General features: G+C 22.9%; 27 protein-coding genes. 7 read left to right on the top strand and 20 right to left on the bottom strand.

Annotated elements, in window-relative coordinates:
- Nucleotides 1–3 precede the first annotated feature (3 nt).
- The 3 genes from AAHM89_RS01200 to AAHM89_RS01190 form a co-directional block, all read right to left on the bottom strand.
- Nucleotides 4–1,356: a phage terminase large subunit gene (locus AAHM89_RS01200; RefSeq protein WP_342266094.1), complete on the bottom strand. Its 1,353-nt coding sequence runs from the start codon at nucleotides 1,354–1,356 to the stop codon at nucleotides 4–6.
- Nucleotides 1,350–1,745: a terminase small subunit gene (locus AAHM89_RS01195; protein WP_342266705.1), complete on the bottom strand. Its 396-nt coding sequence runs from the start codon at nucleotides 1,743–1,745 to the stop codon at nucleotides 1,350–1,352. The genes AAHM89_RS01200 and AAHM89_RS01195 overlap by 7 nt, the downstream gene beginning before the upstream one ends.
- 166 nt (nucleotides 1,746–1,911) lie before the next feature.
- Entirely contained in the window at nucleotides 1,912–2,181 is a 270-nt protein-coding gene (locus AAHM89_RS01190; protein ID WP_342266704.1) for a hypothetical protein, read from the bottom strand.
- 219 nt (nucleotides 2,182–2,400) lie between these two features.
- Here AAHM89_RS01190 and AAHM89_RS01185 point away from each other — a divergent pair, with 219 nt between their 5' ends.
- The 4 genes from AAHM89_RS01185 to AAHM89_RS01170 all read left to right on the top strand — a co-directional run bounded on the left by AAHM89_RS01185 (nucleotide 2,401) and on the right by AAHM89_RS01170 (nucleotide 5,371).
- Complete coding sequence (locus AAHM89_RS01185) at nucleotides 2,401–3,576, top strand: Mbov_0401 family ICE element transposase-like protein (RefSeq protein WP_342266703.1); 1,176 nt, start codon at nucleotides 2,401–2,403, stop codon at nucleotides 3,574–3,576.
- Between the two features lie 297 nt (nucleotides 3,577–3,873).
- On the top strand, nucleotides 3,874–4,296 hold the full coding sequence (locus AAHM89_RS01180) for a transposase family protein (RefSeq protein WP_342266702.1): 423 nt from the start codon (nucleotides 3,874–3,876) through the stop codon (nucleotides 4,294–4,296).
- A gap of 23 nt (nucleotides 4,297–4,319) precedes the next feature.
- Nucleotides 4,320–4,508: a transposase gene (locus tag AAHM89_RS01175; protein ID WP_342266701.1), complete on the top strand. Its 189-nt coding sequence runs from the start codon at nucleotides 4,320–4,322 to the stop codon at nucleotides 4,506–4,508.
- 425 nt (nucleotides 4,509–4,933) lie between these two features.
- Entirely contained in the window at nucleotides 4,934–5,371 is a 438-nt protein-coding gene (locus AAHM89_RS01170) for a PPC domain-containing DNA-binding protein (protein ID WP_338977998.1), read from the top strand.
- A 53-nt stretch (nucleotides 5,372–5,424) separates the two neighbouring features.
- Here AAHM89_RS01170 and fba read toward each other — a convergent pair whose 3' ends face one another.
- From fba to AAHM89_RS01105, 13 genes are all read right to left on the bottom strand, one after another.
- Nucleotides 5,425–6,294, bottom strand: coding sequence for a class II fructose-1,6-bisphosphate aldolase (fba, locus tag AAHM89_RS01165; protein WP_342266700.1), 870 nt, complete (start codon nucleotides 6,292–6,294; stop codon nucleotides 5,425–5,427).
- Between the two features lie 137 nt (nucleotides 6,295–6,431).
- Nucleotides 6,432–8,036, bottom strand: a complete 1,605-nt coding sequence (locus AAHM89_RS01160) for a CTP synthase (RefSeq protein ID WP_342266699.1) — start codon at nucleotides 8,034–8,036, stop codon at nucleotides 6,432–6,434.
- A gap of 34 nt (nucleotides 8,037–8,070) precedes the next feature.
- Nucleotides 8,071–8,478, bottom strand: coding sequence for a DNA-directed RNA polymerase subunit delta (gene rpoE, locus AAHM89_RS01155; protein WP_342266698.1), 408 nt, complete (start codon nucleotides 8,476–8,478; stop codon nucleotides 8,071–8,073).
- Nucleotides 8,479–8,529: 51 nt separating this feature from the next.
- Entirely contained in the window at nucleotides 8,530–10,170 is a 1,641-nt protein-coding gene (argS, locus tag AAHM89_RS01150; RefSeq protein WP_338988087.1) for an arginine--tRNA ligase, read from the bottom strand.
- A gap of 286 nt (nucleotides 10,171–10,456) precedes the next feature.
- Nucleotides 10,457–11,344 (bottom strand): hypothetical protein, encoded by an 888-nt coding sequence (locus AAHM89_RS01145; RefSeq protein WP_342266697.1) that lies wholly within the window; start codon nucleotides 11,342–11,344, stop codon nucleotides 10,457–10,459.
- Nucleotides 11,345–11,375: 31 nt separating this feature from the next.
- Nucleotides 11,376–12,569 (bottom strand): HD domain-containing protein, encoded by a 1,194-nt coding sequence (locus AAHM89_RS01140; RefSeq protein ID WP_342266696.1) that lies wholly within the window; start codon nucleotides 12,567–12,569, stop codon nucleotides 11,376–11,378.
- A 191-nt stretch (nucleotides 12,570–12,760) separates the two neighbouring features.
- Entirely contained in the window at nucleotides 12,761–14,206 is a 1,446-nt protein-coding gene (gene gltX / locus AAHM89_RS01135; protein WP_342266695.1) for a glutamate--tRNA ligase, read from the bottom strand.
- Nucleotides 14,207–14,228: 22 nt separating this feature from the next.
- A complete protein-coding gene (locus AAHM89_RS01130; RefSeq protein WP_342266694.1) occupies nucleotides 14,229–15,032 on the bottom strand; it encodes a hypothetical protein in 804 nt (267 codons plus the stop codon).
- 14 nt (nucleotides 15,033–15,046) lie between these two features.
- Complete coding sequence (locus AAHM89_RS01125) at nucleotides 15,047–15,706, bottom strand: hypothetical protein (protein WP_342266693.1); 660 nt, start codon at nucleotides 15,704–15,706, stop codon at nucleotides 15,047–15,049.
- 14 nt (nucleotides 15,707–15,720) lie between these two features.
- A complete protein-coding gene (locus tag AAHM89_RS01120) occupies nucleotides 15,721–16,224 on the bottom strand; it encodes a hypothetical protein (protein ID WP_342266692.1) in 504 nt (167 codons plus the stop codon).
- 85 nt (nucleotides 16,225–16,309) lie between these two features.
- The gene (ychF, locus tag AAHM89_RS01115; protein WP_342266691.1) at nucleotides 16,310–17,407 is read right to left on the bottom strand and encodes a redox-regulated ATPase YchF; all 1,098 of its coding nucleotides are present in this window, start codon (nucleotides 17,405–17,407) and stop codon (nucleotides 16,310–16,312) included.
- 82 nt (nucleotides 17,408–17,489) lie between these two features.
- Nucleotides 17,490–17,885: a hypothetical protein gene (locus AAHM89_RS01110; RefSeq protein ID WP_338958809.1), complete on the bottom strand. Its 396-nt coding sequence runs from the start codon at nucleotides 17,883–17,885 to the stop codon at nucleotides 17,490–17,492.
- 153 nt (nucleotides 17,886–18,038) lie between these two features.
- Nucleotides 18,039–20,162: a hypothetical protein gene (locus tag AAHM89_RS01105; protein ID WP_342266690.1), complete on the bottom strand. Its 2,124-nt coding sequence runs from the start codon at nucleotides 20,160–20,162 to the stop codon at nucleotides 18,039–18,041.
- A gap of 95 nt (nucleotides 20,163–20,257) precedes the next feature.
- Here AAHM89_RS01105 and AAHM89_RS01100 point away from each other — a divergent pair, with 95 nt between their 5' ends.
- From AAHM89_RS01100 to AAHM89_RS01090, 3 genes are all read left to right on the top strand, one after another.
- Nucleotides 20,258–20,398, top strand: coding sequence for a hypothetical protein (locus AAHM89_RS01100; protein ID WP_342266386.1), 141 nt, complete (start codon nucleotides 20,258–20,260; stop codon nucleotides 20,396–20,398).
- Between the two features lie 22 nt (nucleotides 20,399–20,420).
- Nucleotides 20,421–20,612 carry a hypothetical protein gene (locus tag AAHM89_RS01095; protein ID WP_342266689.1) on the top strand — a complete coding sequence of 64 codons (192 nt, stop codon included), beginning with the start codon at nucleotides 20,421–20,423 and terminating at the stop codon, nucleotides 20,610–20,612.
- Between the two features lie 91 nt (nucleotides 20,613–20,703).
- Complete coding sequence (locus AAHM89_RS01090) at nucleotides 20,704–21,111, top strand: transposase family protein (protein WP_339045908.1); 408 nt, start codon at nucleotides 20,704–20,706, stop codon at nucleotides 21,109–21,111.
- A 187-nt stretch (nucleotides 21,112–21,298) separates the two neighbouring features.
- Here AAHM89_RS01090 and AAHM89_RS01085 read toward each other — a convergent pair whose 3' ends face one another.
- The 4 genes from AAHM89_RS01085 to AAHM89_RS01070 all read right to left on the bottom strand — a co-directional run bounded on the left by AAHM89_RS01085 (nucleotide 21,299) and on the right by AAHM89_RS01070 (nucleotide 25,054).
- Nucleotides 21,299–22,543, bottom strand: a complete 1,245-nt coding sequence (locus AAHM89_RS01085; RefSeq protein WP_342266688.1) for a hypothetical protein — start codon at nucleotides 22,541–22,543, stop codon at nucleotides 21,299–21,301.
- Between the two features lie 358 nt (nucleotides 22,544–22,901).
- On the bottom strand, nucleotides 22,902–23,762 hold the full coding sequence (locus tag AAHM89_RS01080; protein ID WP_342266687.1) for a hypothetical protein: 861 nt from the start codon (nucleotides 23,760–23,762) through the stop codon (nucleotides 22,902–22,904).
- 240 nt (nucleotides 23,763–24,002) lie between these two features.
- Nucleotides 24,003–24,284, bottom strand: coding sequence for a hypothetical protein (locus AAHM89_RS01075; RefSeq protein WP_342266686.1), 282 nt, complete (start codon nucleotides 24,282–24,284; stop codon nucleotides 24,003–24,005).
- A gap of 5 nt (nucleotides 24,285–24,289) precedes the next feature.
- Nucleotides 24,290–25,054, bottom strand: a complete 765-nt coding sequence (locus tag AAHM89_RS01070; RefSeq protein ID WP_342266685.1) for a hypothetical protein — start codon at nucleotides 25,052–25,054, stop codon at nucleotides 24,290–24,292.
- Nucleotides 25,055–25,056 lie beyond the last annotated feature (2 nt).

The following is a 25,056-nucleotide window of genomic DNA, read 5'->3' as shown; positions in this document are numbered from 1 at the left end:
ATGTTACTTCCTTTCAAAATAAGGATTTATATTTGCACTTAAATTTCTAATATATGGTTCTATAGCATAATCAAATGCATCACGTAAATGGTCATTACCCGCTAATGGTATTTGTTTAATACTTTTAGGGTCTCATACAGCCAATCTAAATTCATCTAATAATGATTGTGCATTCATACTAATATTTAAGCGTTCTGATGCCATTAAAGCAACATTCTTACCTATTCTAAACTCAAGTCTTAATTTCACACAATCTTTAAAATATAGCCATGAATTAACTTGATATTTAATTGCTGTATCATTTAACATTTCAATAAATGTATAATTACTAAAATCACAATATACAGTTAAACCATATTCATATAACAAATTATTTTCTTTTGCTAATTTAATATAAAACTCTACTACTAATCTTGCTAATTGCTTATTATCATAACGTATTAATTTATTTTCTATTTTTAAACAATCAATAACATTAACAAATTTAAAATTATAATCAAAACCTATTAATACACATGCTAAAGCATCATCTTTAAACCCATAATCTAATCCAGCACTAAATCTATAACTTGGTTGTAATAAACGTGATATCTTATGAATAAGATGTGAATATATTCCACCAGATTCATAACCTACTAATCCATGACTTCTTACTCTTGCAGATATTGGGTCTAATTTTTCTATTTCTAATAATTGATGCTTATCACTATCTTTTAAATGAGTATTTAATTTTCAATTTTGATAATGATAAATAGTATTATCAATAATAGTAAATTGTTCATATTCATTAATAATTTGTTTTTCATTTTGTGGACAAGCATTTATAGTTTTTTTAATAAATTCATTAAGAATTGACCAAGGATTACAACTTTCAATTTCTAATAATTGATTTGCACCTCTTATTGCATCTTTTAAATCTTGATAATCATTTTCAGTAATTTCATATCTTTCATCACTTCATATAATTACATAATCATATAAATAATTACTTGCTAATCCAGTTAATTTAACATTACTATTATCTTGTGAATGTAAATATTTACAAGTTATTTTACTACCATTAAATTCAATAGTTTTTTTAGTTTCACTAATAATAAAATTAATACTAGGATAGGTTGCTCTAATAATTTGCTTTAATTCTTGTCAACTATCATTTAATTGTTTTGACATATTACGAATTAAATAAGCATGAATATTAATATTTTCTAACATTAATAAAATACCAAGAAATTCAATATCACTAAATGTTTTACCAGATTTACGACTACCTAATTGTTTAATTTTAGTAATATTTAAAGGTTGTTTTAAATACATTCTTTTAGCAATATCTAATAAATAACCAAAATTACTTAACATTTATTCTTACCTTTATTTTCTAAACTAATTGCTATAGGGGCTGTATTATCACTACTTTTTATATCAATTTTTGTAGATAAATGATATTCTTTCACAAATGCTCTTTCTAAATATCATGCAGTATTATTTGCATTTGCTTTTAAATATCTTTGTGTATTAATATGACGTATTTGTAAATATGCTCAATTAATTTGTTGTAAAAAAGTATTTCTCTTTTTTTGTTTTCAACTATAAAGAGTATTTTCTGTAATATCTAAATAAACTAACATACCAATTTTAGTTGGTACTTCTTCAGTTTGTTCACAATGATTAAAATATTCTTCTAATTTTTCTCTTAATGCTTTTGCATCATTAAAAATTGTTCTTATTTTTATTTTTTCTTCTTGCACATAAAATCTCCTTTCATATGCTTTTAAAACGCAAAAATTTATGCTATAATTAATATAATCTTTAAGTTAGAACTTCCGCGTAATAACTTATTAACTTTATTAATTACTTCATATATTTTTTTATTTAATTTTAATTTTTATAATATAATTATAACAAAAAATAGCATTATACTGCTATTTTTTTATTTTTTCTCTTAATTTTAAAAATATCTCTTATAGTTTTTCAAAATTTAAAATTTGGATTTTCTTTTTTAAATATTTTATTTGCTCAAAATAAACCAATAATATTTAATGAAATAAACATAAAAAATATACCCATTTTTTTTTGTCTATGACATAAATTAGTTCCTTTTACACCGATTAATACTAGTGCAAATATTATTAAATATATTGAAAGCGCTATTGCTAATAGTGGTCATTCACCCAATTTTAACATTTTTATTTTCCTTTTCTATTTCTATTTTTCTTTATTGTACATTATTTTATTAAAAAAGAAAAGATAACTAATAAAAGTTATCTTTTAAACGTAAATAGAATTTTCAAGTTATTAAACGTTTGTTAATATTATACTTTAAAACGAAACATTTTTCAACAATAATTTAGTAAATTTGTTAGAATAGTTAGGACAAAAAATCAATAGAAAGGTGTTGAAAAAATGTTTATTTTTAAAGAATTTCTAAAATCTGAAATCACTAATATTTTAGCAAAATATTTTCAAAAAATCCATGATTATGATGAATATTTTTTTCTAAATAGAGATAAAAATCAATATAAAATTGATTCAAGAGTGAATAGAACAGTAAATACTCCAATTGGAATAGGAACTTTTAGACAAAGAGTTTATTGAGATACAATTAATAAAAAATATTATTATCCAATTTATGAAGAATTTGGTATTAAAAAAAGAGCAAGAATTACTAATGATTTATATTTTGATATATTAGATAATTTAATTGAAAATTTAATAAGTAAAAAAGGTTATTTTAATATTCAATCAGAATTTAAATATACTTCTTTTTCTAAAAATCTTATTTCAAGGATTTTTAAAGAAGCAAAAATTGAAAAATGAATACCAGAACAAAAATTTAAAGTATTAGATAATCAAAAATTAAATATATGTGCAGATGATGCTTTTGTAACTTGTTGAGATGAGAATGGTTTAAAGCAACAATATTGTTGTAGACTTTTAACTTTTAATTTAGGAAGAAAAGAAATTTATTCATATAGAAATAAATTAGATAAGAAAATAACTTCATTTATGTTATTTAAAATTGGTAATGGTTTAAATCAACATGAATTATATCAATTTACAACACAAACTATTCTTAATCATTATGATATTAATTTAAATATATTAGGTGTTCAATGAGAATATCATAATTATAATTTAGTTGTTGCTGGTGATGGTGCATTATGAATTAAAGCAATGGCAAGTTGATTGGGATGTTATTATATTTTAGATAAGTTTCATGCATTTAGTTATTTATGAAAGTCTTTTGTTGGAACTCGAGGTAAGAAAAAAGAAACTCATGATTGAACTAAATATATTGAGGGTGCTACTAATTTTTCAAGTGGTGATTGTAATGAATTACTTTCTTTTTTAAAACCTAATGTTAATGAAAAAACTTATAATTATTTTAAAAATAATGCTCATGGTATTGTAAATCAGAATGCTTCTTGAAATATTGGTTGTAGTGCTGAAAGTGATGTATATCATTTTTTAAAATCTTTAACTAATGGAGCAAAAATATATAATTATCAAACATTAAATAATATGTTAATAGCAAAAGCAAATTATTTAAACACTAGAAGTTATATTAATAGTACTTAATAAGTTAAAACTTCATATTTTTTAATTCTAATTTTAAGATTAGTATTTTTGTGTTATTTAAATGTATTTTTTAAATTATATTTTTTAGTATTTTTAAATTTTATGGTATAATTTAATTAACAAATCATAGAATTTTCAAGTTATATTGTAAATGTTATTGAATTCTATGGGTTAAACTTATACGTCCGATTCTTAAGACATATTCCGTAATTAAATTTTTTAAAAGTCAATTAATAATTTTAAAATTTATTTTATAATTTTGTTATTAACAATAAATTTAGAAAAGTGTTGATAAAAATGATTTTTGAAAATTTAAAAAAATTAAAAAATGAAGAATTTTACAGATATTTTGGTATAAAACGTTTTCATTTTAATGAAATGTTAGAAAAATTAATTGAAATAGAAAAATTAGAAAAAAATAAAGGTCGAAAAAATAAACTTTCAGTAGAAGAAAGATTAATGATGACTTTATTATACTGAAAAGAATATTATACTTTTTTTCAAATGAGTATTAAATCTAAAATGAGCCCATCAAGTTGTTTTCGAAATATTACTTGAGTAGAAAATAAACTTAGTAACCACAAAGATTACCAATTTTTAAAAGAAAGATATAAATTAAAAATTGATAAAAAACAAGAAAATTCAAATGAATTTCAATTTTATTTAATTGTTTCAACTGAGATTGAAATTGAAAGACCAACTAAAAAAAACTACAGTTAGAATATTTTTCTGGTAAAAGTTGAATGTATTCTATAAAATTTCAAATTGTATATGATTTTTTTAATAAAAAAATTGTTGATATTTTTGCTGATAATGGTAAAGTGCATGATTTTCAAATATTAAAAAATTCAAATCTTGAATTTTCAGAAAAAACAATAATTATTGGTGATTTAGGATATCAAGGTATACAAAATATTTATAAAATACAATAATACCAATTAAAAGAACTAAAAATAAAAAATTAACTAAACAAGAAAGAAAATACAATAAGATTGTATCTAAAATTAGAATTAAAGTTGAACATGTCTTTGCTTGATTGAAAAGATTCAAAATTTTAGTAAATAAATGTAGAAAATCTAAATTTAGACTTATGTACTTAAGATTTAACTTACTTTGTGAAATTTTTAATAAAATAAAACCATTAAAATAAAAAAAATATTAAAAATATTTTTTTAAAATTTAAATTTTTATCGAGTTAATATAAAAATATTATTAACAATTTTTTGTTTAAAATGTAAACTCATTTTTTAAACTATTTTTTCAAAAAATATTTATTTCTATATTCAATAACACTAAATAGTTTTAAAACAATTTTATTGACAATTAATTAAATTTAATTACGGAATATGTCCTTATTATGAAAATTAAAAAAATGATCGGAAATAAGTATGCATTAATTATTGAAAAAGATGAAATGATTATTAAAACTTTAGAGCAATTTGCTATTAAAGAAAATATAGGAATGGCACAATTCCAAATGATTGGTGCTATTACTAATGTCACTTTAGGCTATATTCCTAAAAAAAGTACTGATTATGTAAAAAAAACTTTTCTTGAACAATATGAATTGTTATCAACAATTGGAACAATCATTTGAGATGAAAAAGATAGAAATAAACCAATTATTCATTGCCATACTACTTTTGGTGATGATAATTTTAACGTAATTGGTGGTCATATGTTAGACGCGAAAGTTGCTATTAAGGCTGAAGTAATAATTGATATTTTAAGTAATGAAAAAATATCACAAGTTATTGATAATAAAAGTAATTTTCATATTTGAAATTTATCTTAATTTAAGGAAAATTATTTAAAAATGGTCATATTATTATTAATATGACCATTTTTTTAAGATTTTCCTAATGAACCAAATTCTGTTAATAACTCTTTAGCTTTAAGTTTAATTGCTTCCATTCCTGGCTTAAAAATTTTTCTAGGATCAAACCCTTTATCTTCATTAAGTTTTCCTTCCGTAACATATTTTTCAATAGCTGCGGCGAACACTTCTTGTAATTCAGTATTAACATTAATTTTACTAATTCCTAAATTAATAGCTTTTTTAACCTGATCTTTTGGAATTCCAGAACCACCATGTAATACCATTAGCTTATTTGAAGCTACTGATAAATTTTTTAACACATCAAAATTTAAACCATCTCAATTTTTAGGATACTTTCCATGAATATTATTTATTCCGGCTGCTAAAAAGTCAATTCCTAAAGCTGCTAATGATTTACAATCTTCTTCACTAGCAATCTCACCACTACCAATAACTCCATCTTCTTCACCACCAATAGTACCTGCTTCTGCTTCAACAGATGCATTTTTTTTCTTAGCATAAGCAACTACTTCTTTGGTACCTTTTATATTTTCATTAAAATCTAAATGAGAACCATCAAACATAACAGAACTAAAACCAGCATCTAATGCTTTCTTACAAGAATCTACTGATTGACCATGATCTAAATGTAATGCCACTGGAATAGTAATATTTAAATCATTCAATAACGCTAAAGTCATACTAGCAACTGTGTTAAATCCACCCATGTATTTAATAGCACCTTCTGAAACACCTAAAATAACAGATGATTTAGTTTCTTGTGCAACTTCAAGAATAGATCTTGTTCATTCTAAATTATTAATATTAAAGTGAGCAACGGCATATTTACCTGCTTTTGCTTTATCAATCATATTTTTTGCACTAACAAATTTATTCATTTCTTTTCCTTCTTTCTTAAAATATTATAACCTTATATTATATATTTTCATAAAAAATCTAGTTGCATATATATTTTGAGAATATACAATTCATAAAAATTATAACAATTTTAAAATTAAATTTTCTTACTTTATCATTATTTTTTAATAATACTTTTAATTAATCCTAAAAATAAAGGATTTGGTTTATTAATTCTTGATGTGAACTCAGGATGAAACTGACTTGCAATAAAGAATGGATGTACTTCTTTTGGCAACTCAATCACTTCTACCAAATCTTCTTTATTATATATACCACTAAAAATTAATCCATTTTTTGCAAGTAATGTTTTATAACTATTATTAAATTCATAACGATGACGATGACGTTCAATAATAATAGTTTGTTTATAAAGAGATTTTGCTAATGAATCATCAATTAAAGTGGTTGGATAATTACCCAATCTTAAAGTTCCCCCGATTTGATCATTTTTATTTTTGCCACGTAATAAATCAAAAATAGGATTTTTAGTTTTTTCATTAAATTCAGTAGAATTAGCATCTTGTAAATTACATACATTACGAGCATATTCAATACAAGCTAACTGCATACCTAAACATAATCCCAAGAAAGGAACTTTATTAACTCGAGTATAATTAATTGCATTGATTTTGCCTTCAACACCACGATTACCAAAACCACCAGGAACAATTATTGCTTGGAAAGGAGAAAGCATAGAATTAATGTTTTTACTATCTAAACTTTCAGCGTTAATAATTTTATAATTAACTTTAGTATTAAGACTATAACCTGCAATTTTCAATGATTCAATTACTGATAAGTAAGCATCACTTAAATTCGAATATTTTGCCACAATACCAACAGTAACTTCTTGATTAATATTATCTAACTTTTTAACAATTGTATGTCATTCTGCCATATCTGGTTTAGTTTTATTTAATTTTAATAATTCTGAAACTACTTCATCAATTTTTTGTTGTTCTAAAGATAATGGCACTTTATAAATATTATCACAATCAGGAATTGCTAAAACATGCCTGCGTTTAATATTACAAAATAAAGATAATTTATCAAAAATATGATCAGGTGGCATAGTTTCACTACGACAAACCAAAATATCAGGTTGAATACCTAATGATAATATTTCTTTTACTGAATGTTGACTGGGTTTCGTTTTAAATTCACCAACCGAATGTAAATAAGGAATTAATGTAGTATGAATAACAATAACATTTTCATGACCTTTTTCGTTTTTAACTTGTCTAATGGCTTCAATAAAAGCTAATGATTCAATATCACCAACTGTTCCACCAATTTCGGTAATAATAACATCAGCCTTACTATTAATTGCGGAATTAAAAATATGTTTTTTAATTTCATCAGTAACATGTGGTACAACTTGTACAGTTTTCCCTTCATAAAAACCATCGCGTTCCTTTTTTAAAACAGTTTGGTATACTTTTCCGGCAGTAATATTGGAGTCTCTAGTCAGATTTTCATCAATAAAACGTTCATAATGACCTAAATCTAAATCAGTTTCAGCACCATCACTAGTTACATATACTTCACCATGTTGATAAGGACTCATAGTACCTGGGTCAACATTAATATAAGGGTCAAATTTTTGCATAAAAATCTTAATATTTTTTTGCTTTAATATACGCCCAAGCGATGCTGCTGTAATTCCTTTACCTAAAGATGATACAACACCACCAGTAATAAATATATACTTTGAATTCATTAGTTTTCTCCTAAATATTAAAATAATATCATTATTATTCATCATCATAACTATCTTCTAATGGTTGAATACTAATGGTATTTAAATCATCATCTTCATCTTCTACGTCTTCACTTAAATCTATAGTTTCATCATTATCTGTAACTGTTTCAGTACTATCAATTTCTTCTTTTGTATTACTTGGAATTTCTACTCTTGTCATATGTTTTTTAATTTCCTCTAATGAGACTTCATTACGTGGATATCAAAGTTTATCATTTTTTAAGAAAAAATTGGTATTTAAAATAATTCCAGTATAAAGTTCACCAGCAATTTTTTCTTCATCTTCTTTAGAAATATTACATTGTTTTTTAACATGTGTTCAAATTTCATTAAAACTGCTTTTTTTCTTTTTGCATAAAAAACTATATGCTACTTCTACTAATGTTTGTTTGTTTTGCATTTCTTAATCACCTTCTAAATTGTATATTATAAATAATAAAAAATATATTTTTTACATCTTTTTAGGCGCATCCACACCAATTAAATTTAAAGCATTTGCCATTATTTGTTTTATTGCTAAAACTAATGTTAATCGTTGAATTGTTAATTGTTGATCTTCACTAATAACTTTATGTTTATTATAATAAGAATGAAATAACTTAGCTAATTTTTGAATATAATTTGTAAGCAAATGTGGTTGATGCTGTTTTTCAATTTTTTGCAAAATAATTATATATTCATCTAATGTAATCAATAATTCTTTTTCCTTTTGTTCTGTTAATAAATTAATACTATTTGCAATTTCAAATTTTGGATAATTCTCTATAATTTGATTTATACGCGCATGAACATATTGAGCATAATAAACAGGATTTTCGTTAGATTGTTGTTTAGCAAGTGCTAAATCAATATCAAGATGTGATTCAACTGATCTTGATACTAAAAAATAACGTAAAGCATCCTTTCCAATTAAATCTATCATATGTCTTAAAGTTATTGATGTTCCTGCTCTTTTTGACATTTTTTGTTCTTTACCATTATCAATAACCTTTACCATTTGCATACATAAAATATCAAGTTTAGTGGCATCATTATTAAGCATATATAATCCCGCTTTAATTCGTGGAATATAGCCATAATGATCTGCTCCTCAAATATTAATTAACACATCACTACGTTGAAATTTAATATGATGATAAGCTAAGTCAGGAAGCATATATGTATAAGTTTTGTCTTTCTTAACAATTACACGATCTTTATCATCTTCAAATAAAGTAGTTTTTAAAAAAATAGCACCATCAAGTTGATAAGTATTGCCTTGCATTTCAAATTGTTTGATTAAATTAGAAATAATATTTTCTTTATATAAAAATGATTCAGAAAATCAAATATTAATTTTAACTTTAAATTTTTTTAAATCTTTTTTAATTTCTGAAAGCATATAATTAATACCAAATTCTTTAAAAATTAAAGAAGAAGTTTCATCAAAAGGTTTATTTGCAAATTTATTACCATTTAATTTCAAAAATGATTGTGCAGCAGCTAAAATTTCAGAACCACGATAACTTTCTTTTGGTAATTCAACAGCATTGCCACAAAGATTTTGATAATTTATGAAAATTGAATTGGCCAAAACATTAATTTGATTACCAGCATCATTAATATAGTATTCTCTAACTATATTATATCCTCTATGTTCTAATATATTAGCTAAACTATCACCAATAGCCGCATTTCTTGCATGTCCTAAATGTAAAAGTCCGGTTGGATTAGCACTAATAAATTCAATATTATAAGTAATATTTTTTTTATTAGATTGACCATATAATGATTTCTCATTAATAATTTTCATTAATAACAAACTAAATACTTCAACATTAATATTAATATTAATAAAACCAGGAGTAATATAATCAATTTTTTTAATTAATGGGTGTTTCTGATGAATATTTTTAACTATAATTTCAGCAATGTCTAATGGTTTTTGTTTATATTTTTTTGCTAATATCATTGCTATTGATGTAGAATAATCACCTAAGTCATTATTTTTATTAATTTCAATAACAACCTGATTCAATTCTATTTCATAATTTGCAAATGCTACTGCATCAAGAATAATAGTAGTGAGTTCATTAATAACATAACTGTCCACAGTTCAGACCCCTTTCAATATCTAAAATATTATACTCATAAATTTAATTTATATCATATAAAAAAGTAAAAATAAATACTTTTTTATAAAAGTTGTTCAATTGTATCATTAACATACTGTATAAATCCAATTCTGATTAAAAATTCCAAAATAGCAACATCATTGTAATTTAAATCAATTAATTCTTGATAGTTACCAAAAATTTGATTATCAAGCACATTTCTTAATTTATCATTATTTTTTTTTGGATCATCTTCGATTTTAATTCCTGAAACTTTAACTAATTCTAAATCAATTTTTTTTGCATTTTAACTTTAGTATTATCATCTTTATATAATTCTATTAATTTTAAATATAATTCTTGTAATAAACTTAAAGCCTTGACAAAATTACTTAGTAATTCTTGTTCATTAATTATATACGAATTTAAATTATGAAAATAATTATGATTTATCTCAGCTTCATATCTTGCTGCTTGACCGCCAGGATTAATTTGTTCAAAATAACGCAAACGTTCTCTTAAGTTTAATAATATTTTACTCATTTCCTCACTTTCAACTCTTGTAGTACTAATTAATTTAATCAATCGTATTAAATTATGAAAATTAAATTTTTTCTTACTAGCTGAAGGTTCAACTTGAATATATTTTCTTAAACAATGCTTTAATTTTAATTCTAACGATTGATATACTGAAAAAAGAGTAATATGAAAATTATCATATCCAATCCCTTTTTTAATATTTAAAATAGCGTTAACTGCATACATATTAGCGCGATCATTATCATTACCCAAAACATTAGTTAAATGCAAAGTTCTTGGAAACTTATTAATCATTGTAAGTAATTTTTCTTTAAATTTAATTTTTAACGTATTATCTTTAAATTTAATTTGATTTATTTTAACTGATTTTAAATCATTATATTCATTACCTATTATAAGGTAGGCAAAAATAGAAAAATAAACAATTACTTTTTCTTTAAAATTTATTCAAGTAAAATTTAAAGTTTTAATAGCATTTTCAATTTTTTCTTTATTAATTAATACACCCAATATCACTATTACTTCTTGCGTTGCTAAATGATACTCATGTGAATTTAAGTAAAAATCTCCTGACGTTAAATCTAAAATATTTGGATACTCAAAAATTTTATTAATTGATTTTAAAATTTTCATAATTACCTCATTTTATAATACTTTTAAATTTCTATTTCTTTTTTAAAAAATAAATTGTATTTGGTGCTTTAATTGGATCTTGCAAAATTTGTGAGATTTTTTCTAAAGTAATATATTCTTCGTTTTTTGTTTTAATAATAATTGGATCTTTTTTAAAATAATAAAGTAAATTTTTTAAATCTTGTTTAACACCAATAACATTAGTGTTATTTTCACTTGTTAATAACAACAATTCATTTTCTCAGTTAAAACAAAATAAAATTACTTTTGATATTTTTACTAACTCATTATCTTTTTCAAAATTAATAATATCTTGCATTAACTTAATTAAAGTAGCATCTGTTCAATTTAAATATGTTTGTATTTCAACGCTTTTTCCCTCAAAAATAGCAATAAAATCATGAATATTGACTTTAAATGAATAAGTTTTATCAAAATATAATTCAGTTATTCTTGAAAATAATTTTTGTAAATTAAGATCAAAAAGAATTCCACTTTTATGATAATAAACTTGAGAATACATATGGAACCTTGTGATTAAATAATTTTCAATAGCAGAAATTGCCTTGTATGAAAAAACTAAACCCTCTTTAATATCAATTATCATATTCGTAATAATTCAATCAATATCAATACTTCCATAACCAACTCCTGTAAAATATCCATCACGCATTAAATAATCAATACGATCACAATCTAATTGCGATGATACCAATTGAATTTGATATTTAGGATAATTTTTATAATCCTTCTTAAGGATACCAATAATAGCATTAATATTAATATTAAATTGTTTTAAAATCATGTTAATTTCAGTACTATTATCATTAATAATAGCACAAGTATAATCTTCATGAGTAAAATTTTCTTTTTTATTAACATTAAGGTTTATGATTTTTTCAAAAGTGTGTGAAAAAGGACCGTGTCCTAAATCATGTAATAAACCAGCAATTTTAATGTTTGTTTTTTCCTCTTTAGTTAATAAAGAAGAGCCTTCAACTTCACTAAGAACACGATTTAATATATGGTAAACACCGATACTATGAACATATCTAGTATGAGTTGCATTAGGAAAAGCAATTTGCACACCACCAAGTTGATTAATTCATCTTAATCTTTGAAATTCTTTACAAGATATTAACGCCTGAATAACGGGTTCGCTGATATTAATATTTTTGTGTATAGCGTCACGAATAAAAGTTACTTTATAATTATTGCTTGACATAAATTTTAACCTCTCATTAATATCTTATAAATTTTAGGTATTATTATTTTTTTATTTTAATAGTAACATAATATAAAATTTTTCTTCTATTTTAGTAATTATTTTGAGTAAAAAGAACAATTTTATAATTTTTATTTATAACAAAAGCAAATATTATATTTTCTAGTATAAGTAATAATATTTATTTTTCTTTAATATTTAAAATTTAATTTAACATTATTAATAATGGTATCATAACCTAATAGTTTAATGGTGCTAACTAAATCAGGTCCATGCATTTGTCCTGTTGTAATAATTCTAATTGGCATAAATAATAATTTACCGTTAACATTAGTTTCTTTTTTAACTTCATTAATAATGTTTTTAATATTATCACTAGTTCAATTTTTACAATCAATAATCTTTTTAATAAATGCTGTACAAACTAAGTTACATTCATTATCATTCAAAAAAGTCTTTGCTTCTATATCTACCTTAAAATTATTTTTAAAAAATAAACTTACCAATTCATTAATTTGACTACCATATTCTAACTGTGATTGATAAATTAATAATACTTCTTTTCATCATTCAATAGTTTTGCTATTTCAATTATATTTTTCTTTAATAAAAGGTGTAACTAAAGCTAAGTATTGTTCAACATTTAATCTTTTAATATAATAATTATTCATTCACACTAATTTTTCTGGATCAAACATACTTGGTGCTTTACTTAAATATTTTGGGGTAAATAATTTAATTAATTGTTCTTTAGTATAAATTTCTTTTTCTTCATGCGAACTTCATCCTAATAAAGCAATAAAATTAAAAATTGCTTCTGGCAAATATCCTTCTTTACGATATTGATGAATAAATTGGATAATGTTACCATCACGTTTTGATAATTTTTTACGTTTATTATTAACAATTAATGTTAAGTGGGCAAAAATTGGCATTTTCCAATTAAAATATTCATAAATAACTAATTGTTTTGGTGTATTTGACAAATGTTCTTCACCACGAAAAACATGACTTATTTCCATTAAATGATCATCAATAACAACAGCAAAATTATAAGTAGCGACTCCATTTGATTTAATAATAATATAATCTCCTAAGTCTACTGAATTAAATTCAACATTACCACGAACTAAATCTTTAATTTTATAACTTTTATTAGTGGGAATTTTAACTCTAATAGCATATGAAATTTTATTTTGTAAATTTTCTTCAATTACAGACTGCTCTAATTTTGAACATGTTCCATCATACTGGAAAGCTAAAATATTTTTATCTGCTTGTTTCTTACGCATTTCTTCTAGATATTGAGGTGTACAAAAACAATAATATGCTTTTTTTTCTTTTATTAGTATTAGTGCATGTTGAATATATATATTTAAACGTTCAGTTTGTTTATAAGGACCATATTTACCTGGTAAATCAATAGTTTCATCAGGAATTATTCCCATTCAACGTAAATTATCTAATTGTGAACTAATTCCATCTTCAATATTACGTTCTAAATCAGTATCTTCAATTCTAACTATAAAATCTCCTTTGTTATTTTTTGCAAATAAATAATTAAATAATGCTGTTCTAGCACCACCAATATGTAAATACCCAGTAGGACTAGGTGCATATCGTACACGAATTTTCATATTTTCACCATCTTTATTTAATTTAAGATTTTTTAATCTTATTAACTTTTTTTTCTACTTTATTAGTCTTTTTTTTAGAATTTAATTTTTTATTATTATTTTTAGAGGATTTCATTATTTTTTTACGATTAGTTTTAGATTGTAATTTTTCATTTACTTCTTCATCAAGAAAAATTGTAATAGTCTGTGTATCATTTGGATCAAATTCATTAGAACTTGGTAATGGTTGTTTTAATTCTGGTTCAAAATCAATTGCTGCTTCAATACGTTGACGATAAAAGTGATATGTTTGAACATTAATTAAATTTAATTTAAGTAATAAAATAACTGCTGCAACAAGTAATGCAAAATAAAAACCAAAAATTGATCAAACAATAGTTGAAGAAACTCAATTTCTATAATAAAAGCTTGGTACTTCAATCGTTCCTCCTCTATTAGGTATTATTTGTGCACTATCATTACTTCATTCACAATAAAGCAATTGACCAGAAAAACTTATCAAAAATCCAACAACAAAAATTATAAAGTTTACAACTAAAAATACAAATTTAAAACGAGGAGATTTTTCAAGAAAAACTCTTGCCGTAAAAATACAACTAATCAAACCGAAACTGCTTACAACTAAACCTATTACTGGTAAATAATAAATTGCAGTATAACTTGAAGGATTAAAACTTGGTGAAGGTTCTGCAATTTCAAAACCATAATAATATAAATCTTTTAAAACTGTATTTTTTGACAAAGCAATTAAAAAAAATAATTCATAAATAATAAATGTGCTTAATAATAAATAAAAACTAATAAACCACCAATTACGAATTCTCATAAATCTGCCCCCCCTTATTTAATATTCAAAGTTTTTTTACTAAATTCCTTTTCTTGTTTTTTATTTTTTTTTAATTCTTGTTTTCTAATTCGTCTTTGTTTTTTTTCCATACTTCTAGTAGTATAAATTTCATAATCTGAGTTCATAAATGTAAACTTTCTACGCATAATTCAAAAAAATAGTTGTGTAATCAAAATTAAAAAAAGACTAAAAATAATAAATATTCTTGCAATAATTGGATTAATTCAATGATAATTTTCATTATATAATATTCCAGATTGTGAAATATAAGTTAATTGTACTTCTGAACTTAACATTACACTAAGAATTAATAATCAAAAAGCAGTATAAAACATTCTACTGCTATACTTTGAAGAGACAATACTTACTCTGGGAGCAAATATTAATAAAATCATACTTACAGTAATTGCAATTAAACAAACAATTGGAGCATAAAATAAAATCAAAATAGGATAATTAAAATCAGTAAGTTTTACATTATATAATTTATATTTTGATACATTAATAGCAGCAAATAAAGAAAAAATAAAAACTGATAAAAAAAGAACTATTGATATTGCCAAATAAACAAAATATGCATTTTTAGTCTTTTGTTCATATGGAATAAAATATGTTTCTTTGTTTTTAATATTATCTAAATCTTTAATTTTCATTATTTTCACCTACTTTATTTTTCATTAGGCAATTCTTCAACTACTAAAATTAAAATAATCGCTGCTATTACTTCACATATTCATACAATTAATGATATTAATGAAAAAAATAGTAATACTGGTATTGATCAAAAAACTAGACTACCGCTTAACATTAATGTTGATAATATTAATGTTGAAATAGCAGTAATTCTAAATGAAGATTTCTTTTTAAGTTTCTTTGCTGGTATCATAAAACAAATAATACTGACTAAAATTGCAATTCCAACATATGATAATGATAAAGCTAATTGCAGTTTACTAAATTCAAACCCCATTTTTTGCCCAACAAATGCATTAACTATTAATAGTATTAAAAAAGCAATACTACCAATAATTTGCACAATTGGTGATCAAAAAAGTAAAGCCCTTGAAACTTTTATTTTATTAAAAACATCAAACTTTTTAGTTTTTTTATTTGGAACATAATTGTTTTCTTGAATGTCAGAATCAGGATTTTGTAAATTACTTTTTAACATAATAATTTTTTCCTTTCTTGCTAGTATATTTTCAAATTAATTATAACAAAACTATAACCTTTTTATAATTAATATTATCTTAAAACTAAACATTAAAAAGGAAATGACAAATATCACCATCTTCAACTATATAATTTTTACCTTCAACTCTCATTTTTCCCTTTTCCTGAACATTTTTTTCACTACCCAATAATTCTATATCTTGATAATTATAAACTTTAAGTCTAATAAAACCTTTCATGAAATCTGTATGAATGATACCAGCACACTCTGGTGCTTTCATTCCTTTAATAAAAGTTCAAGCATGAACTTCTTTGGGTCCAACAGTAAAATAAGTACCTAAATTTAATAGTTTATAAGTTGCTAATACAATTTGATCAATTCCTGATTCAAAAATATTTAACTCTTTAAACATTTCTTTTTTTTCTTCTGCTTCAAATTCAGAAAGTTCACATTCTGTCTTAGCACAAACAACAATTACAGTAATATTTTTTTTGCTCATATATTGTTGTAATTGTTCAACATATTTATTGGTTTTAGTTATTAAATCTTTTTCATTAATATTAGCAATAACAATTATTGGTTTAGCAGTTAAAAAATTATAAGGTTTAATCATTAGTAATTCTTCTGAACTTAACTTTTGATTACGAATAGCAACACCATTGTTTAATTCATTATTAATTTTTTCTAATAAAGCTACCTCAGCAATACCTTGTTTATCTCTAGTTATTTGCGATTTTTTACGAACTTTTTCTTTTCGTTTACTTATTACTTCTTGATCAGCTAACATTAATTCCAATTCAATAATTTCAAAATCATTAATTGGATCAATTTTATTTTCAACATGACTAACATTAATATCATCAAAACAACGAATAACTTCGCATATTGCATCAACTGTTCTAATATTAGCAAGAAATTGATTACCTAATCCTTCACCTTTACTAGCACCTTTGACAAGTCCGGCAATATCATGTAATTCTAAAATTGTTGGTACAATTTTTTGTGGATTAAAGATTTTTATTAAATTTAAAATTCTTGAATCATTGACTGGAACGCTACCAATATTTGGTTTTATAGTAGCGAAAGGATAATTTTCAATTAATACTTGTGAATTGGTAATGGCTTTAAATAATGTTGATTTACCTACATTAGGTAAACCAACGATACCAGCAGTTAACATATAATATACACCTGTTTCTTTTACTTATATGATTACATCGTATCATATAAATTATAAAGAAAAATATAAAATTAATTATCAATTAAGAAAAATTTAATTTTGAAGTTGATTTGGATGGTAATGGTACAGTATTTACTAAATTATTAGATTCATTAATAGTATTACCAGCAAGTTCTTCATCATCGCTTTCATCATCAAAAGGATTTGTACTAACTGGTTTAGGAGTAATCTGACCAGAACAAATGCCACTATCACTAGATGCTGTTCTAGTAAGACAATGATTAAATTCTTGACGAGATGATTCAGTACTGCTTTCTAAATCACTATACTGTGGAAAACTATAACTATTAAGTTCTCTTAATATTTTATCGATATCAATAATAGAATAATCATTTTCTTCAAATTCAGAAGAAAGTGAACTTATCGCACTATCAGTACTATTTGAACGTGATAATTTAGGTTTTTTTCAATTATTCATTCATCTCAAGGCTCAGATGTTGGTAATAGTTCTGTGGTATACTTTGTCTTTGATAAGGTACGCTTATTTCATCTATTGATGTTTTATTATCATTTAAATTTACAATTAAAGTTCCAAAATTTTTTGTATTATTTTCTTTAACTGTCTTAATAGCTATTTTTGTTTTTTTCATGTTCAAGATATTTTATTTATTATTTTCTGTCATCAACTAAGTTTTTTAAATTTTGTTTTTGATAATTCTACTAAAGATTTTTTACAATTTTCAATGTCAATATCTTTAATATTATTAATTTTATTTAAAGACACTGTTTTATAATCATCAAAATTATTATAACCACTATATATTTTTAACTTATTTTTAATAATTTGATAGTTTTTATCTCAATACAAATATTTTTTCATATCTGAAGGTGTATCTTCGGTAACTCGATCATAATATCTAATAAAAGTTATATAATCATTATAAAACAATGAATTTTCTACTTTTTGGTCACTTAATTTAAAAATTTTATCTTTAATATTAACTAATTGTTCATTAAGTTGTTCAATATCTAATTTTAATTTTGCTATTACTCGTTGATTTTGAAATTGAACATTTAAATTTGTATGATTACTTAATGTTTCCCATTCTTGTTTTTTAGTTTGTAAAAGATTAAGAATACTATTGTGTAAGTCACGTAAATCATTAGTTACGGTTCTGATCTTACTATTAACTACTACTACTGAATTTCTTATCTTGCTAACCTCTTCTTTTATGGCTGCTAATCTTTTTTTTGCAATTGAACTATCTCTATTAATTTTAAAATTAATTGCAGATGTTTGTTTCTTATAATTACCTAAAAAATTTGAATGATAACTAATATCAAATATAACACTTGTTTTATTTACATTTTCTTTTAAACTTTTAATTTTTTCTTTACTATTTTCAGTAAAATCAAACGTTAAAATATTATTACTAATAACATATCTTAAATCTTCATTATTTCTTAAACGTTCTAAATGTATCAATTGACCTTCTTCTATTAACTGCTTATCATTCATTATTTCTTTATCAATAATCTCTAATAATTTTTCTTTAATTTTTTGCAAATTAATTTCTCATTCTCAATAATTAAAAGAATTTTGGTTATTAACTTTTACAAAACCTAAAATTGGATCATTAATTTTTTTAAGTTTTTCCAGTAATAATAATACATATTCTGGTATTGTTTTATCTTTTCAAGTTATATAATCATTTATTAATGTTTGTGAATCAATGATTTCTTCTTGACTTGGGAAGTTTAGATTTTCTTTAGAAAAAGTAAAATTAAATGATTTACAATTATTAATTGTAATATCTCTTATTTTATAGTCTCATGTTTTTTTTGAATTTAAATATTGAATAATAACAGTAAAATTATCTCTATTTTTTTGTAAAACCTTAAAATAGACTAATTCATTTTCTTTAATACCATCAATATTAACCAAACTATTAACTGCAATAATATCATTAACTTCTCATTTACCTAAATTTATTTTTGCTCTTTCTTCTGAAATTTGAAATGCATCAGATAATTCTTTTTGAAAACCTTCTGATAGTTTCTGATTTGTTTTTAATATATTATTAGTTTTCATAAGTTTTAATTTTGCTATATTATGACTATCATTGTCTTTAAGAATATTAGTTTGTAATATTTGTTCTTCTAATAAAAAGTGTTCTTCTAAACTAAATTTAGGTAAAATTTCTTGTTTTTCACTAGGAAAATAAACATTTACTAATTCATTAATTAATGTAGTAAAATCATACGATTTTCAAAATTTAACCCTTAAATCTTCTAATTCTTGTTTATATATTTTAAATTCTTTACTATTTTTTACAGACTTTGATAATTTTATTTCTAAATCATTGGTTAATCATACAAATTGTGAAAAAGATCCTTCATAATCTGAAAAGTTTAATAGAGAAAGATAAACTTTTGCCATATGTTCTTCATCAATAATAATTTCTTGTCCTAAAAGTTTATTCATTTCTATTTTTTTAAAGTTATCTAAAAGATTTAATAATTTAGAAACAATATAGACTGGTCTACTCTGAAATTCAATTGGTAATAACTTATATATTTCAACAAACTCAGAAAAATTATCATTTAGTAAATTATCAATTTCAGCAATTGAACCAATAGGAGGAGAAATGTTATCTGGATTTTTACTTTTTACATATCTCTCAATATTTTGCATTGAAAGAAGTGAAAATGAATTATGTACCTGATAAAAAACATCACTTGCTATTAAAGACATATTCCGTAATTAAATTTTTTAAAAGTCAATTATAATTTTAAAATTTATTTTATAATTTTGTTATTAACAATAAATTTAGAAAAGTGTTGATAAAAATGATTTTTGAAAATTTAAAAAAATTAAAAAATGAAGAATTTTACAGATATTTTGGTATAAAACGTTTTCATTTTAATGAAATGTTAGAAAAATTAATTGAAATAGAAAAATTAGAAAAAAATAAAAGGTCGAAAAAATAAACTTTCAGTAGAAGAAAGATTAATGATGACTTTATTATACTGAAAAGAATATTATACTTTTTTTCAAATGAGTATTAAATCTAAAATGAGCCCATCAAGTTGTTTTCGAAATATTACTTGAGTAGAAAATAAACTTAGTAACCACAAAGATTACCAATTTTTAAAAGAAAGATATAAATTAAAAATTGATAAAAAACAAGAAAATTCAAATTAATTTCAATTTTATTTAATTGATTCAACTGAGATTGAAATTGAAAGACCAACTAAAAAAACTACAGTTAGAATATTTTTCTGGTAAAAGTTGAATGTATTCTATAAAATTTCAAATTGTATATGATTTTTTTAATAAAAAAATTGTTGATATTTTTGCTGATAATGGTAAAGTGCATGATTTTCAAATATTAAAAAATTCAAATCTTGAATTTTCAGAAAAAACAATAATTATTGGTGATTTAGGATATCAAGGTATACAAAATATTTATAAAAATACAATAATACCAATTAAAAGAACTAAAAATAAAAAATTAACTAAACAAGAAAGAAAATACAATAAGATTGTATCTAAAATTAGAATTAAAGTTGAACATGTCTTTGCTTGATTGAAAAGATTCAAAATTTTAGTAAATAAATGTAGAAAATCTAAATTTAGACTTATGTACTTAAGATTTAACTTACTTTGTGAAATTTTTAATAAAATAAAACCATTAAAATAAAAAAAATATTAAAAATATTTTTTTAAAATTTAAATTTTTATCGAGTTAATATAAAAATATTATTAACAATTTTTTGTTTAAAATGTAAACTCATTTTTTAAACTATTTTTTCAAAAAATATTTATTTCTATATTCAATAACACTAAATAGTTTTAAAACAATTTTATTGACAATTAATTAAATTTAATTACGGAATATGTCCTAAATATTCTTTACTTTTTAAAAATAAACTCTTTTTTAAATAACTTAACATTTGTAAATTATTAACTAATTTCATATCTATAAGTAAACTATTAAGTGTTTTTTGTTTATGTTCTTCATTTTTAACTAAAATTTCTTCGATTTTTTTAGTTACATTTTCTAATTCTTTTTTATCTTTTTTAATACCTGCTAAACGTTCTGTATCAGATAATTCTTTTTTATTTTTTCAATCAGCAATATTTTTTTCTCATTGTTGCTGTGTTTGTAATAAAGCATGAACTGTTTTTTTATCTTCATTACTTAATTTAATAAATTCTTCTATTACATTATCTATTTTTTTAATTTCAAAATCTAATTTAGAAAAAAAAGATGCTTCCTTTTCTTGTATAGACATTGATTTAACCGAAATCATTGAAAGTTTACCACAATGTAAATTAAATAATAAACTTACTTTATTTTTTCTTTTAGCTTTAATTTGGAATTCAGAAGAAGAAAAGTTTGCGCTTCAGGTATTATTATCAACTTTATATGCAAGATTTAATTGTACTTTCAAAATATTATTATCTTCATCTTCATTATTTTCAATAACTTCTAACTTAATTTTAAATTTTGTTAACTCTTCTTTAGTAAAATTTAAACCAGTTTTAATATTTAACTTATGTAATAATTCACTTTGTAAAATTACATCATTAATGTCTAAAATTTTCTTATCTTCTGATTCTTGATAATAAACAAAAAGATCTATAGCCTCAGGTATTTGACTGATTGCTTCAATAAATAAAGTTACTCTTTCTTTCATTGTTAATAATCTAGCAGTGTCTAATTGTGAATCTTCTCCAATTCTTGCTAATGCTTGTTGAATAAGTGAAACATTTTCATCTATTGGTAATTTTCCTCTATTATTTTTTAATAAAATATCTCTAACTCTTGCTTTTAAGAAAAATAATTTTATATCATTAAAGTTATAAGTGGCTTCTTCAGAAACATAAAATTTACTTTTTTCAAAACAAACTTTACCATCAAAAGCAGCATCATATTTTCTTAAATTACCTTCTGAATTTAATAAATAAATTTCTTCTAAATCAAGGAAGCGAGATGTTACTCCAAATCAACGTTCACTTATCCATTTAGTACAATTGTTAAGACGTGATCTGCTATCATTAACATTGCGATACTTAGTATCTAATTCTGCTCCAGTAAAAGCAGGAATTAATACTTTTTCTCCTTCCAATGTTTCACCAAATACGACAAATCTTGTACCTTGCGAAGCATTCTCTGTCTTAAAAATTAATGTTTTATTATTATTAAAAAAAATTATTAATTGTTGACCTTTTGTTATGTTGTTAAAATTAAATGTGTTTGGTATTATTTTCCTCCCTATTTTTTGTTTTTTATTAAATTTAATATTAATATAATAATTTCATTATTGTTATTTCAAATATTTAAAACAAAAAATACCAACTTGATCTGAAAATCAAGGTGGTATGTTATAACCTTTTAAAATCAAGTATATAGGGACTACGTCCCTCGCCACTACGTGGCTCACCCAAATTATAGTCCCAGTAGGTTCACTGGGACTATAATTATTTTTATTTATCTTTATTTTTAGGTTTATCTTTCTTTTTTAATATATTATCTAATTTATCCAAACCAGCAGATTTAATATCACTATAAGTCATATCAATACTACTTGCTTCTTTAAGGTATTTCTTAGGTGACAATTCACTTTTAAGTTCATGCACATAATGTAAAGCACGTGAATTATACCTTTTTAACCAGTGTCTAGGAAAAAATAAAGTCATAGCCATTGCTTCACCACTATAACTTGGAGGCATAATACCTCTTTTAATCATTTTCTTTGTTCTACGACGTGAAAATACTACTTTATTATAATCCTCAATATTAGTATATAAATTAATATTAAATACAACAAAAAATAATAAAACACGCATTCTTTTAACTTGAACTATATATTTTACTTTTTCTCTTGCTTGTACTGGTATTCTATTAGGGTGTTGTTCAATCAAATACATTGTACCATTAAACATGTGACCTATTAACTTACAAAATTGCCCTAAACTTTCTTGTTGATTTTTAAACTGTACTCCTAAATCATTAGAATTTATTTTTAATGCTAATTCATCTAAAATTATTAAATCTTGTTCCTCAAAAGCATAATTACTTGCTAACTGATTAAAAGTAAAAACATCGTTATAATTAACCAAATAAGAATAACCAGTCTTTAACTTAATAGGGAAAGGACTAACTACTCGTTTCTTATGAGTTTGTGCTAAACAACAAGCAAGGGCAGATTTGCCAGTTCTTGGAGGTGCTGAAATAATATAACTACCAACTCGTTTTAAAATTTTAACATTACGAATAGTTATAAGAATTGGATAAATAATTATAATCAAACCTATAACTAATAACACATAACCATATCAAGGCATTATTTAACCACCTTATTTTTATTTTTAAACTTATTTTAAATTCAAAAACAAAATTTTATAAAATATGAACTTAAAATAAAAGGAAAAATAAAATCAAAAAAGAAAATTAAAAATTTTGAACCAAAACTAGCATTTTCAAAAAATAACTTTAATAAATAAAGCAGTAAACGATGATATTAAAAAACAAAAAACAACTCCACTACAAATTTCAAATAAATCTTTCTTTTTCATAATAAACTCCTAACCTATAATTAAACTAATTGCTCTAACAAATAATCATAAAGGTATAATATTTTCAATACCGCTAACAATATCAACATTTAAAGCAGTACTAATAGTATCTAAAAAAATATGTCGTAATAAACTATCTGTTATAAAAAGAAACTGTCTTAATGGTTCAACTGGTAAAACTTTACCAACAACACCATAAAGTACTCATCTAAAAGCATTACATAAATGTCCAAAGACATCATATCAACTTGGTCTTTCATATTCGGGATTAAAAGGACTATTTGGTGGCACTGGCGTTATATTTTCACTTGAAAAATATTAACTTGACCAAGATTTAACTGTGGTGACATATAAGAATATGAATCACCGTGAACGTCAAAAAATACTGTTAAATGTTTTAAACTTGGTACACGAATAGGCAAAGTAACAAAATTATATAAATCTTGTTGATAAATATCATTATCCACTTTACCTTTAAAAACATACTTTGTATTACCAACATAATCTAAAAAACTAAAAGTAAAATTAGCAGTAAAAGTTTTAAAACGTTCATATTCAAAATAAAACATAAATCCTTGAATATAAAAACTCAAAGGTTTATCAATTTCAAAATTTAACTGTGTTTGAAAATTTATAACTCTCCTATCGTTATTAACAAAATTCAAATGATTAGTATTCTTTTCTGAAACATAATTATGATTAAACATAATACGTGAAAATTCATCCAATTGTTTTCTATTAAAAGTATAAACGCCAGACCCCATATTTATCTGTTGTTTTGGAACACCAACTGTATCACTATAATAAGAACATATATAAGTACCCTGATTACCAATATATTCACCACTAACTAATTTTAAATCCGGTTGGTCAATGTCAAAATAAGCAGAATTTCATGGTATTGTTGCTCAATCATCAAAATTATGATACTTAACATGTTTAACCATTTCTTTTGTAATATCATAATTAACAACATTATGGTCATTTGAAGCAATTAAACTAGTTGGTGCTTGAACAGAAGTATTTACAACAAAAAACAATTTAGCAAATTTAAATCACATAA

Origin of the sequence: Spiroplasma endosymbiont of Villa modesta, from assembly GCF_964030925.1 — a bacterium.
In the GTDB taxonomy this organism is placed as follows: Bacteria; Bacillota_I; Bacilli_A; order Mycoplasmatales; family VBWQ01; genus Spiroplasma_E.
The sequence above is the reverse complement of the archived record's forward strand: the minus strand, read 5'-3'. Positions and strand labels throughout refer to the sequence as shown.